The sequence below is a fragment of the Mesorhizobium sp. SP-1A genome (assembly GCF_032460275.1).
GTDB lineage: Bacteria > Pseudomonadota > Alphaproteobacteria > Rhizobiales > Rhizobiaceae > Mesorhizobium.
Genome location: NZ_JAVXZD010000008.1, coordinates 86619 through 98974 on the forward strand (window position 1 = coordinate 86619; position 12356 = coordinate 98974).

General features: G+C 60.0%; 10 protein-coding genes and 3 pseudogenes. 7 read left to right on the forward strand and 6 right to left on the reverse strand.

Annotated features, from left to right (window positions below; all coding sequences use genetic code 11):
* Positions 1-9: 9 nt before the first annotated feature.
* The 4 genes and pseudogenes from QU595_RS26115 to QU595_RS26130 all read right to left on the reverse strand — a co-directional run.
* Positions 10-411 (reverse strand): DUF3085 domain-containing protein, encoded by a 402-nt coding sequence (locus tag QU595_RS26115; protein WP_315927494.1) that lies wholly within the window; start codon positions 409-411, stop codon positions 10-12.
* A gap of 12 nt (positions 412-423) precedes the next feature.
* Positions 424-1026, reverse strand: a complete 603-nt coding sequence (locus QU595_RS26120; RefSeq protein ID WP_315927496.1) for a DUF1419 domain-containing protein — start codon at positions 1024-1026, stop codon at positions 424-426.
* Positions 1027-1170: 144 nt separating this feature from the next.
* A complete protein-coding gene (locus QU595_RS26125) occupies positions 1171-2130 on the reverse strand; it encodes a DUF3991 and toprim domain-containing protein (protein ID WP_315927498.1) in 960 nt (319 codons plus the stop codon).
* Positions 2131-3513: 1383 nt separating this feature from the next.
* Positions 3514-3744 (reverse strand): annotated as a pseudogene (locus QU595_RS26130) (helix-turn-helix transcriptional regulator); the annotation flags it as partial.
* Positions 3745-3820: 76 nt separating this feature from the next.
* Here QU595_RS26130 and QU595_RS26135 point away from each other — a divergent pair.
* Positions 3821-4912, forward strand: coding sequence for an IS5 family transposase (locus QU595_RS26135; RefSeq protein ID WP_315927500.1), 1092 nt, complete (start codon positions 3821-3823; stop codon positions 4910-4912).
* A 1-nt stretch (position 4913) separates the two neighbouring features.
* The gene (locus tag QU595_RS26140; RefSeq protein ID WP_315927502.1) at positions 4914-5258 is read left to right on the forward strand and encodes a hypothetical protein; all 345 of its coding nucleotides are present in this window, start codon (positions 4914-4916) and stop codon (positions 5256-5258) included.
* Between the two features lie 5 nt (positions 5259-5263).
* Here QU595_RS26140 and QU595_RS26145 read toward each other — a convergent pair whose 3' ends face one another.
* On the reverse strand, positions 5264-6055 hold the full coding sequence (locus QU595_RS26145; RefSeq protein WP_315927637.1) for a GlxA family transcriptional regulator: 792 nt from the start codon (positions 6053-6055) through the stop codon (positions 5264-5266).
* Positions 6056-6103: 48 nt separating this feature from the next.
* A pseudogene (locus tag QU595_RS26150) lies at positions 6104-6329 on the reverse strand (S-formylglutathione hydrolase); the annotation flags it as partial.
* 341 nt (positions 6330-6670) lie between these two features.
* Here QU595_RS26150 and QU595_RS26155 point away from each other — a divergent pair.
* From QU595_RS26155 to QU595_RS26175, 5 genes and pseudogenes are all read left to right on the forward strand, one after another.
* The gene (locus QU595_RS26155) at positions 6671-7798 is read left to right on the forward strand and encodes an S-(hydroxymethyl)glutathione dehydrogenase/class III alcohol dehydrogenase (protein ID WP_315927504.1); all 1128 of its coding nucleotides are present in this window, start codon (positions 6671-6673) and stop codon (positions 7796-7798) included.
* 80 nt (positions 7799-7878) lie between these two features.
* On the forward strand, positions 7879-8448 hold the full coding sequence (gfa, locus tag QU595_RS26160; protein WP_315927507.1) for an S-(hydroxymethyl)glutathione synthase: 570 nt from the start codon (positions 7879-7881) through the stop codon (positions 8446-8448).
* A gap of 513 nt (positions 8449-8961) precedes the next feature.
* Positions 8962-9732 carry a hypothetical protein gene (locus tag QU595_RS26165; RefSeq protein ID WP_315927509.1) on the forward strand — a complete coding sequence of 257 codons (771 nt, stop codon included), beginning with the start codon at positions 8962-8964 and terminating at the stop codon, positions 9730-9732.
* A gap of 103 nt (positions 9733-9835) precedes the next feature.
* A pseudogene (locus tag QU595_RS26170) lies at positions 9836-11049 on the forward strand (MFS transporter).
* Positions 11050-11102: 53 nt separating this feature from the next.
* On the forward strand, positions 11103-12323 hold the full coding sequence (locus QU595_RS26175) for an MFS transporter (RefSeq protein ID WP_315927511.1): 1221 nt from the start codon (positions 11103-11105) through the stop codon (positions 12321-12323).
* Positions 12324-12356: the final 33 nt, after the last annotated feature.

Genomic DNA, 12356 nt, shown 5'->3' on the forward strand with positions numbered 1-12356 from the left:
CGACAGCGACTAAGATTTCTCGATCACGTACAGTTGCATCGCGTCCTCCGCGAACGCGATCCGCACATGCGTGCATCCGGGGCTGGCGGCGATCAGGGCCTCGAGACTTTCGGCGTCGAGGAAGTCCACGCCATCGTCACCGCCGAAGGTTCGGCGCTTGACCTCGAACCAGTCGCCATTCCCGGCCGGATCGCATTCCTCGGCATAGGCAACCAGCGGCCTCGCTCCGTCAACGAGCGAGCCGTTGGAGCACAGATAGACGCCGTGATCTCCGACGAGCCAGAGGCCTGGCTTGAGCTTGTCGGCGCCGGAAAATCCTGGGTGTGGGTCGCGGTAGCCACCATTGGCTTCCGCGTCCGCCACGCCGCGAGCGATGACATCGCGGACGGCGGCGATGGAGAATGTCAGCATCGTGCCGCTCCCTCAAGCCGCAATCACGTCGGGCAGGAAGCGCAGATGAACCGGCAGCTTAGCCGAGATCTCTGCATCGGAGAGCTGGTCGAGTAGCTTGAAATCCCGGCCTTGCCAGGGGGCGCACATCATCACGATGTGCTTGCCGCGCTCTGCTTGTGGAAAGTGCCAGTCCGCATAGCCGCGATAGTCGTCATGAGTGCTGGACCAGATGTGCTCTATGCGCTCTTCCCGCGTCATCGACCGGACCGGCCGCGATTCCCGCTCGACGATCGCGTCACGCATTTGAGCCGGCGAGGCCCTGTCCGACAGATCGCAATAGCCGTGGAAATACCGGACCCGGCCATCGATCGAGAGATTGAAGAAGATGCTAGTGATCGAGCCGGTAAGGAATTCGCGCATGGCGAACATGTCGCCGCGCATCCAGAGCGGGGGCAGCACCTCGAACATATAGTCATGCCCGACCTGGCCGAGCTCGAACCATTCGCCGCGATAGAGCGCGCTGTCGTCGCCCTCCCAGCGGTTCGGGCGCTGCGCGTGGCGGTCGAACATGCGAAACATCTGGCGCCGGTCGGCAACGCCCTGGTAGATCTTGCGGATCGGAGAGAGGTTCATGGGTGAGCTCCTTGTCACGCCTTCGGGCTTAAGCGCGGCTCCCCGTCGCGGAGATCACCATCCTCTCTTCAGCCCTTCATGGCCCCCTCCCGCGGCCGCCTCTCCGTCCGGCCGGGTCAAGGGCCGGCGTAGCCGGGCGAAGCTTCACCCTTGACGCTGCCGGCGGGCATGCGGCAGGCCTCCTCCCCTGTCCGTTCTTTCCATCTCCTCCCTCCTTTTCATCTTCAGGACGTCGTTCCAATCCTCGGCCGGCGGCGCGAGCCGAAGCCAATCGCAGTCGGCCTCTTCCGCGAGCGCTCGAATCCGACCAGCGAAGGCCTCACCCTGGGTATTGGCGTCGGTCGCCGCAATGAGCTGCGCGCCAGGACGCATTGCAAGGAGCCGCAACGCGGCCTCTGTCGTCGGCGACCATCCGCCGCCGGTGCTGAGATAGAGGCTCCCCTCGCGCAAACCTTCGAACGATGCGAGGCTCATGGCGTCGATCGCGGCCTCGGTGACGCAGAGGCGAAGCCCATCGGGCGCACCAAGCCGGAACAGCACCTTCGCGCCTCCTGTCGAGAAGCCGCGCCATTCGGGGCCGCGCTCCTCCCAACCGGTGACGAAGCCGTCGGCGTCGACATGGGCGGCCCACATGCTGCTGTGGGGACCTTCGCGCAGCCGATCCTGCCTGACCGCGATGCGCAGAACGGCATCAGAAAGGAAACGCTCGTGACACAGATAGCGCCAGGTCGCCGATCCGAGCCAGGGTTTGCGGCGAGTTCGCCAGCGATCGGCCGGGCTGAGTGCTGGCGATCGCCTTGCGGGACCGTCCCGCCAGAGGGGCGCGCTAGTCTGGAATCCAACGAGTGCCGCAACACGCTCGACGCCCTCGGCAAATCCCAGGTGGTCAAGGCGCTTCACCAACGAGAAGATGTCACCCTTGCCGTCGCCAAGCGGATCGAACCAGCCTTTTCCCTCATGGGTCACAATGATGATTTCGCCGCCGCGCCGGAACTTGACGGCGCGCCGCGTGCTTTCTTTCTCGTCGACGGCAAAGCCCGCGCGTTCGAGCGCGGCGGCGCAGGAGACTTTCTCCCGTAGTTCTTCGATAATTTTTCGCTGCATAATCTTCCCGTTTGACCGGCAATCGGTCCCTCCTTTGCTTTCCTCTCCGCACATTCCGCAGCCAATCCGATCTGCCGCGAAGAGAGACGCCAGCAAGGGCGCGGGTGGCAACTGACGAAATTTGCAGAAGGACTACCCAGCCGCGGCGAAGCTTCCCTTGCGGGCGACCGCTCGCAAGCGGCAGCCGGCACGGCCTGCGGGGCACCGATCGTCATCGAATGGGTGCTGCCGGAGGCGAAGACGCGGTACTCAGTGCCGACAACGCCAACAACTCGGCATCAAAGAATCCGACTGCAACCGATTTCAGAGCCGGGGTAGGGCTTCAGCAGTAGCTTGGAGGCATCCCAATCATTGCGAACGCTCATCCCCGCCCACGTGTTTCACGACGAGCTGGCCGTAGGGGCTGCGAGCCACGCATCGCGTCATTGATTTCGAGGTAGGTTATACCCGAAAAATATGCGACTAAGAAAAAACGCTGCGCCTCGGCGATGTTTCGCAGTTCCAAGTTCATGGACGAGATATCTCGTAAATGCTCGATTTCCGAGATACGAAGCTCCGCACGCAACGCCGACCCGAGTTCATCGCTTTATGAGCCATTATGATTTACTGCCGTTTTTACATCAAAAATTGCCGACATGGCGGTCTTATGTCGTAATTACAAAAAATTGTTCTATATAATTCCCAAATTTTTCGCCTTTGCCACTACCTTACTTTTTGACGATTCTCCCATAGCCGCAGTTGCGTTGGCCAAGGCAATCTGAACGTCTTCCACAGACATTCCTTCGATGGCAGATATTTCGATGATACTCCTGCCACATAACGACCAGCGCAGGCATATTCGTTCAAGCAATGGAAGCGTCGGGACGGCCTTCACGCTAGGCCCCAATAATCGAAATTGCCTCGCTATTCCGTGCGCAAAGCGAAACGCTGCGGAGAACCTCCGATCCACCGTATGCCTTGTGAATATCTTCGACCCTTAGGTCTTCCTGGCTAGGCAACACAATCACCCCAAGCGTTTCCTCAACCTCACACAGCGACATGTCAACCAAAATAAAACCCATTTAATACTATCAAACTCGTCGGACGTCAACGTGGTCGACTCCCCTGAGCCATAAATTGTGCCTTCGCTGCGGTTATCGAGCCCTCCGAGGACAGCCACCATTATCGCCGTACCTTGCGAGGAAAGTCGTCTATTCCGGCATCAAGCTGAAGGCGCTGGATTTCCCCGCGAGCGAGGATCCCCAACAGAGCATCGGCCTTAGCGCCAGCTCTATATCGGCTCCGCGGAGCGAGACAACATTCCAGTCCACGAGCGAAACCAGTAACGAGGTCCAAGCGCATTGTTGCCGGATGGTTTGCGCGCAATGCCGCCTGCGCTTTTCGTCAACAGCGCGCTGTAGTCTCGACTGCGGTTGGTAACAGACAATCAGCGGGAAGCTCCTGTTTATCTATGCGAACGGTCAGTCGCGTTCGATGCGGAGCACATCCGTAAGCTTCGCGATAGACCTTGGAAAAGTGCGACGCCGAGGCGAAGCCACACGCAACAGCAATTTCCACAATAGGCAGGCGGGAGCTGGCAATAAGTAGATGCGCGTGCTCAAGACGAAGCTCTAGCAGGCTGTTGAAAAAGGCACTCGCCACCAGACCGCAGCGGTGATTCACTGGTTCCGAAGGGATTCGGAGGTGACGAGTGCGCGGCGGCGACGATCGAACTGGCGAACTGTTCAGCTATGTTGACCTTGAGGCGCGGGTGCGGCGCAATCATCCGTTGCGGGCGATCCGGTTGATCGTGAGCGAGGCGCTGTCGGCGCTGGAGCGGGACTTCGCGGCGCTGTATTCGCCGATCGGACGGCCGTCGATCCCGCCGGAGAAGCTGCTGCGGGCGATGCTGTTGCAGGCGTTCTATTCGATCCGCTCGGAGCGGCTGTTGATGGAGCGGCTGGAATACGACCTTCTGTTCCGCTGGTTCGTCGGGATTGGCGTTGACGATGCGGCATGGGATCATTCGGTGTTCTCCAAGAACCGCGACCGGTTGCTGGAGGGCGACATCGCTGCAAAGTTCCTGGCGGCGGTGCTGGCGCAACCCAAGGTGAAGAAGCTTCTGTCGACGGATCACTTCTCGGTCGACGGCACGCTGATCGAGGCGTGGGCGTCGATGAAGAGCGTCAAACCGAAGGACGGCTCGGGCGAGCCGCCGGCTGAAGGGGGTGGGCGAAACGCCGAAGCGGACTTCCATGGCCACAGGCGCTCGAACGACACACATGCCTCGACCACCGATCCCGACGCCAAGCTCTACCGCAAGGGACAGGGCAAGGAGGCCAAGCTATGCTTTATGGGACATGGCTTGATGGAGAACCGCCACGGCCTGCTGGTCGACGCCTGCCTGACACTGGCCGACGGACATGCTGAGCGGGTGGCCGCACTGCACATGATCGAACCTCGAGCGGAGCGGCCACAGGCGATCACGCTCGGCGCCGACAAGGCCTACGATGCGGAAGACTTCGTCAATGAGCTGCGCTCGATGGGGGTGACGCCGCATGTAGCGCAAAACACGAGCGGCCGTAGTTCGGCCATCGACGGGCGCACCACCCGGCATAGCGGCTATGCTGTCAGTCAGCGTATTCGCAAGCGCATTGAAGAGGCGTTCGGCTGGATCAAGACGGTCGCCGGTCAGCGCCAAACCAAGTTCCGCGGCCGGGACCGCGTCGGATGGGGCTTCACCTTCGCTGCCGCCGCCTACAATCTGGTGCGGCTGCCGAAGCTCATCGCTGGGACCAACTGACATGGCCAAGGTTCCAGCCATCGCCAAGGCCTTTGCCGGTCACTGGCGTATCGTCGAAATGGATGTCTGGGACAACGATTTCCTCGATCTCGTCGAAGAGGCGCATCTGACATTCAAAGGCGCGACGGACGGCGAGATCGGCTTCGGTGCCCTCAAAGGCTTCCTTGATGTCCGCTACGGCGTGCGAGACGGCTCGCCCTGCGCGGAATTCTCGTGGGAGGGTCACGACGAAAGCGATCCCGCTTGCGGTCGCGGATGGGCGATGATCGGCACTGCGGGTCGCCTCGTCGGCCACTTCTACATCCACAATGCCGACGATTCAGGTTTCGTCTGCGAGCGCGCCTGACTTCTTCAACAGCCTGCTAGGTAGTAGCGCGCAGGCGAACGTCCCAGTTCGCGCTCGAAGAGCCTTTCAATTTGGCGGCGAGAAAGACCCGTTGAAACAGCCAGCGAATCGACTCCTAAGGGGTCGCCAAGGTTTGCCTCCATCTGCTCTATGATCTTTATCACCGCTTCATGGTTCACCTTCACTTGAGAATGTCGCGGCGAGCGCTGTCGATCACCAGCGGAGCGAGCGCGCCAGGCAATAGCCTTCTCGCATATCCGATTAGCGACGGACGTTCCCTGATCGCGTTCAACCAAGCGTAGGAACATGTCAAAGGCTGCAACACCTCCTGAGCAGGTATACAAATCTCGGTCGCACTCGAACGCACATTGGGTAGGTCTTACGCCGGGAAAAAGCTCGGAAAAGGCGGGAAACAGCTCCCAGTGGATCGCGCAGCGACGACCTTCCGCCAGTCCTGCCCGCGCCAGCACTATGGAGCCGCCACCAATCCCAACCAGAGTCGTACGGCGGTTGCGACATTCTCTGAGCCAAGCTTCGAGAGACTTGTTATGGACGGGACATCTATGATCCCCGCACACTATGACGGTCGTTTCTACACTGGATACCAGAGTAGTCGCCGAGCGCTCATGTAACAGCGTGGTATCAGCGGCTACCGGCAGTTTGCAGCTCGATGGTACGGGTTTCCCGTCGGCCGATACAACTCTCCAGCCGTATTCCTCTCGCCCAGTCACCTCGTTCGCCAACATTAATACTTCAACTGCCGAGGAAAATGATTGAAGAGAGAAGGCCGGAAGCATGTAAAAAATGAATGACCTTTCCAAGGGCTACCTACTCGGTTTCGTGTTGATCTCTAGCCCGAGTTCCAACGCCAGGCGCCGGTATTCACCTTTGTCCATGACATTTGCATGGGTGCAGGTCAGACCCGAAAGAATCAAAGTACCGGGACTGAGGCAGCCTTCGCACTATCCGGCGTGAACACTGCAAACGTCATTCGCACGCAGATTCGATCGATGGGTGCGGGTATATGCCTTGGACGCCGCGATGTGCCTTTGCCTCGCAAATCACTTTCATTTAAAGCTCAGCTCGAAGATCAAGGCCCGGCTCATTTCAGGCATGTCGATTTTGATTGAATTGATATATACTTGAATTTTATAAACTTTCGATGCGGCAATTGGGCGCGCGCTTTGCGTTGCCACCCTTGTTTGGTTTGTCTGCGGGCCAACCTCGCTGCAGTCGTCTTCTGGCTCGCCGACCGAGCCGCTCTCTGCGGCTTGCCAACGAAAATTTTTAATGCCATTAAATATCAATCCAGCTATGTTTGCGTGACTCGTGCTCCGCCATCGTCACTTCGTAGCTGTCACGGCTTCGACGTTATCTTTCGAATAACTTGCTATTTAAGAGGGCCAAGAACGATGAAAACGCGTGCCGCCGTAGCCGTTGCCGCCGGAAAGCCGCTGGAGATCATGGAGGTGGACCTCGAAGGGCCGCGCGAGGGCGAGGTGCTGGTCGAGGTCAAGGCCACCGGCATCTGCCACACCGACGAGTTCACGCTGTCTGGCGCCGATCCGGAAGGGCTGTTTCCGGCGATCCTGGGCCATGAGGGCGCCGGCATCGTCGTCGATGTCGGCAAGGGCGTCACCTCGGTCAGGAAGGGCGACCACGTCATCCCGCTCTACACGCCCGAATGCCGGCAGTGCCCGTCGTGCCTGTCGCGCAAGACCAATCTGTGCACCGCCATCCGCGCCACGCAGGGGCAAGGGTTGATGCCCGACGGCTCGTCGCGCTTCTCGGTCGGCGGCGAGAAGCTGTTCCACTATATGGGCTGCTCGACCTTCTCCAACTTCACCGTGCTGCCGGAGATCGCTCTGGCCAAGGTCAACCCGGACGCCCCCTTCGACAAGATCTGCTACATCGGCTGCGGCGTGACCACCGGCATCGGCGCGGTCATCAACACCGCCAAGGTCGAGCAAGGGGCGACAGCGGTCGTCTTCGGCCTCGGCGGCATCGGCTTGAACGTCATCCAGGGGCTTCGTCTCGCCGGCGCCGACATGATCATCGGCGTCGACCTGAACAACGACAAGAAGGCCTGGGGCGAGAAGTTCGGCATGACGCATTTCGTCAATCCGAAGGAGATCGACGGCGACGTCGTGCCTTACCTGGTCAACATGACCAAGCGCGGCGCCGACCAGATCGGCGGTGCCGACTACACCTTCGACTGCACCGGCAGCACCAAGGTGATGCGCCAGGCGCTGGAGGCCTCGCATCGCGGCTGGGGCAAATCGGTCGTCATCGGCGTTGCCGGCGCCGGCCAGGAGATTGCGACGCGTCCGTTCCAGCTGGTCACCGGCCGCACCTGGATGGGCACCGCCTTCGGCGGCGCGCGCGGCCGCACCGACGTGCCGCGCATCGTCGATTGGTACATGGAGGGCAAGATCCAGATCGACCCGATGATCACCCATACGCTGAAGTTGGAGGAGATCAACAAGGGCTTCGACCTCATGCATGAGGGCAAGTCGATCCGCAGCGTCGTGGTCTACTAGCGTCGTGGTTTACTGAAGCAAAGCCATCAGGCGGGCCGGAAATCCCGCACCACTGTGGTCAACAAAGGAGGGAAGTAGGAATGGCGGAAAAATTGCATCACTCGATCGACAATGGCTTGCCGAAGGAAAGCGCATCCTTCGCCGGCGGCACGCTGGTATGCCTGTGCACCTCGAAGCCGGTTAAGGTGAAGGTCAAGGGCCAGATCGCCCACAACCACGCCTGCGGCTGCACCAAGTGCTGGAAGCCGGACGGCGCTGTGTTCTCGGTCGTGGCCGTTGCCGGCACCGGCGACGTCAGCGTGACGGAGAACGGCGACAAGCTGAAGGTAGTCGATCCGGCAGCACTCATCCAGCGCCATGCCTGCACCGGCTGCGGCGTGCACATGTACGGCCCGGTCGAGCGCGACCATCCGTTCAAGGGCCTGTCCTTCATCCATCCCGAGCGCTTCGAGGAGGACGGCTGGTCGCCGCCGGGCTTTGCCGCCTTCGTCTCCTCGATCATCGAATCCGGTGTCGACCCCGACCGCATGGGCGGCATCCGCGGCCAGCTGAAGTCGGTCGGGCTCGAACCCTATGACTGCCTCAGCCCCGGCCTGATGGACTATATCGCCACCTGGACGGCAAAGAAGTCCGGCGCGCTGCCGGCGTAATCGATAACCAAGCGATGAACAGCTGAGGACACTGAGAATTTCGCTGAATTCGCGGCATTTCTTAGCTGCTCATTCTCAGCCGAAAGAGCATTCGCTTGACCGGCGGCAGGCGCTGGCTTCCTGGGAGAGGCCAGCGCATTTGCCAACCAACCAGAGACAAGCTAGCCGGCAGGTAAATCCATACCGGCATCAGCCGTGCCGCGACAGCGGCCCACACAAAAAGAGGGCGCACAAAGCGCAGCCGATGAAATGTCCTTTAGTCGGGCATTGCCATTTCATCGGCGAGCCGGTTCGTGACGCCGAGACCGGCTCAACAGGGCGGCCTAAGGAGTGTCAGCATAGCGCCGCCGTAGGCGGGACGCGGGACAGACCGCCCCCGGCGAGGCGTGCCGCGATGCCTTCACCAACATGTGATCAAGACACGGTCCGGGTTTTTCATCGAGTCTTCCGCCGCAACATTGACAGTCCCATGTTTTGGGCGTGATCCTTATTTACGTCCTGAGGGGGAATTACATGCGGCGACTTGTCCCTGTTGCCCTGCTCGCGGTATTGTCCGTGATAGGGTGCGCTTCGCAGCAGTTAAATTACAATACAATGGATATTGCCAAAAATTCAGACGATTTGCTGACAACGCAGATCGTGCATAACCTCAGCAATTACATCACCAATCCGATTGCAGTTCCGGCTCAAATCAATATCGATTCCGGGGCATCGACGACACCTTATTCAGTGAACCCTAGCGTATCGATCCCGATTTCACCCGCGTCGGCTGTGGCTAATGCATTCAGCTCCGCACAGGGCGGTTCGCTGTCTGGTTCCGTGACGCGCACGCGTTCGGCCGCCGGCGCCACCCTTGGTGGCAGCAATTCTTGGAACCAGAGCTACGGGTTTGAGACCGTGACCGATAGCGAACGCTTTGCCCGGCTGAACGCTTTGTACAGGTTCGCTGTGACGGGAGACCCGCGTGTATTGCGCGATTATCCGCCGATCCATAAGACGGTCACTGTCAATAAATGCATTGGCAGAACTGCCTCAGTCGCGGATCAAGCCAAGCCCGACGACAAACCAAAGCCGAAAGACGCCGACGGCGTCCAGCTCAACAGCGGTCAATGCGTCGTCAATTCAACATATCAAAGCGGCGCTCTACCCGGAAAGCCGGCCCTCTCGGTAGCGCCGGATCAGTCCTCCGACTCAAGGCTGGTTCCTGACGAGTACTTCTTGCGTGGTCCCGGATGCGCACACGCCAATTCTTCGCCGCCGTACCGCCGGCGCGGGCAAGGCTAGCGCCCGCGTCGCGATCAAGACAGGTTTGGATCATAGCTTGGCGCTTGGCTGGAAAGAACCGGCACTGTACCTGTTAAAGGCCAAGAAACGAGAAGTGCCGAGGATGGAAAGTTCAATTGCGACGAAGGCTCAAACACATTTGTTTGTGCTTCTCACCCTCAGCCTCACACATCTGTTGAATGATCTCATCCAGTCCCTGATCCCGGCGATTTACCCGATCATCAAAGACGCGTATTCACTCGATTTCGTCCAGATCGGAGCGATCACTCTCACATTCCAGATTGCCGGATCCCTCTTGCAACCCGTTGTCGGGTTCTACACCGACAGACATCCCATGCCTTACTCCACGATCGTCGGGATGGGGTTTACGCTGGCGGGCTTGGTAGGCTTGGCTTTTGCATCGAGCTACCCCCTCATACTGGTCTCGGCTGCTACTATTGGGATCGGCTCTTCGATATTTCACCTGAGGCAACCCGTATGGCCCGCTACGCGGCGGGAAGCCGACAAGGGCTGGCACAGGGTCTCTTCCAGGTTGGAGGACAGACGGGTGGCGCGCTCGGTCCGTTGCTGGCGGCCTTGATAATCGTCCCGAAGGGACAGACCAGCCTTGCCTGGTTTTCGGGTGCTGCGGTCCTGGCTATCGTGCTCATGTTATGGACCGCGAACAGTCACACATTGATCAGAAACAAGGTCGCGGCGCTGCACGCGACGGTCTCAGCCGCCGGCAGCGGTCTGCCTGCAATAGCGCCCGCCGCCGTCATGAGGGGCCTGATTGTCCTGACCCTATTGATGTTCTCCAAAAACGCCTACGGCGAAAGCTTCAGGTCATTCTACACCTTCTACCTGATCGACAGGTTCGGATTGTCCATCCAGGCATCGCAGCTAATGCTATTCCTGTTCCTGGTGGCCTCCGCAGCCGGTGCGTTGATCGGGGGAATCGTCGGCGACAAGATCGGGCGCTACCGCATGATCTGGATTTCTGTCCTGGGCCCGCTGCCGCTGACCCTGATACTGCCCTACGCGGACCTGTTCTGGACCGGGGTACTCACAGTCCTGATCAACCTGATCATGGCCAGCGCCTTCGCCTCGATCCTGATTTATGCGATTGAACTGATGCCGAACCGGCTGGGGCTGATTGGCGGCCTTTTCTATGGCTTGAATTTCGGGTTGGGTGGCGTCGCGGCGGCCATTCTTGGTGGTCTTGCCGACAGCATCGGGGTCGAGAACGTCTATCAGCTCTGTTCGTTGCTGCCTCTTGTAGGCCTGCTGACCTGGTTCCTTCCGCGGATCGAGGAATCTCATCGCAACCGGACATGAGTGCTTGCGCTCCACATGTCGGACAGTATTTGCACGAAATTCGGAGTTCACATTTGGCAGGCAATTCAGCTCGACCCGGTCTCTCGCAGTTGATCTTCGGCCTCAGCGTTGTGATCATCGCCTTTAATCTCCGCACCGTCTTTTCAAGCGCATCCGCGGTGCTGCCGGAGATTGTTGAAAGCTACGGGCTCGACCCGTTCGCGGTTGGGGCGCTCACGACATTGCCGGTGATCTGTCTTGGAGCGTTTTCGCCCTGCGGACCGCTTATGTCGCGAGCTTTTGGCCTGGAGCGGTCCCTTTTGGTGGTCACCCTAGTTCTGGCTCTTGGACTAGGTTTGCGCGGGCTTCCCTCGTCATGGACGCTCTTCGCTGGGACAGCTTTTGCAGGTGCCGCTATTGCCGTCGGTAACGTGCTTTTGCCGAGCCTGGTGAAGCAGCACTTTCCCCAGCGTGTCGCGGCGCTGACCGGTGGCTATTCGATGTCGCTTTGCCTGGGTGCCGCTTGCGCGGCCGGGCTTACCCTGCCCATCGAGCGCGCGCTGCAGGGTTCGGTGGAGGCCGCCTTGGCATCCTGGGCAATCCCTGCTCTCTTCGCCGCTGCAGCATGGCTTCCCCAGGCAATCACGCGGACGGATGCAGGCAGCGCCGAGGACGGGCAAACCGGCACTGTTTGGAGAGACCCGCGTGCCTGGCAGATCACCCTTTTCATGGGGCTGCAGTCGGCGCTCGCCTATTGTGTTTTCGGATGGCTCGTCCCGATATTGCGCGAACGCGGCGTTGAGGCGGTGAGCGCCGGGTCTGTCGTGGCGCTTTCTGTCATAGCGCAGGGCTTCGCTTGCCTGGTCGCACCGCATTTTGCAGTGCGGCTACGCGATCAAAAGGTCATCGCTGTCTTTTGCTGTGTGATCTCGGTGGCCTCGCTCGAGGCGATGCTGTTTGCGCCTCTCGCGACAATCGAGGTCTGGGCCGTTCTGTTAGGCTTGGGGCAAGGCGCGCTTATTGCGCTCGCTTTGACGATCATCGTCCTGCGCTCCCCCAATGCGGTTGTCGCATCGCACTTGTCAGCGCTCGCGCAGTTCGTGGGATATCTCTTGGCAGCCATCGGGCCGCTTTTTGTTGGTTGGATACGCGCCGGCACCGGAACCTTTGCCTGGTGTTCGGTGCTCTTTGCCTTCGTGGGTGCAGCCATGGCCGTCAATGGATGGCTAGCAGGCCGACCAGGCTACATCGCCGAGCGTTCGCCAAGGCCGGACGCGGTGCCGACAGAAAGATGAATCCGCGGGCCTGCCGTCGGATCAATACCATCT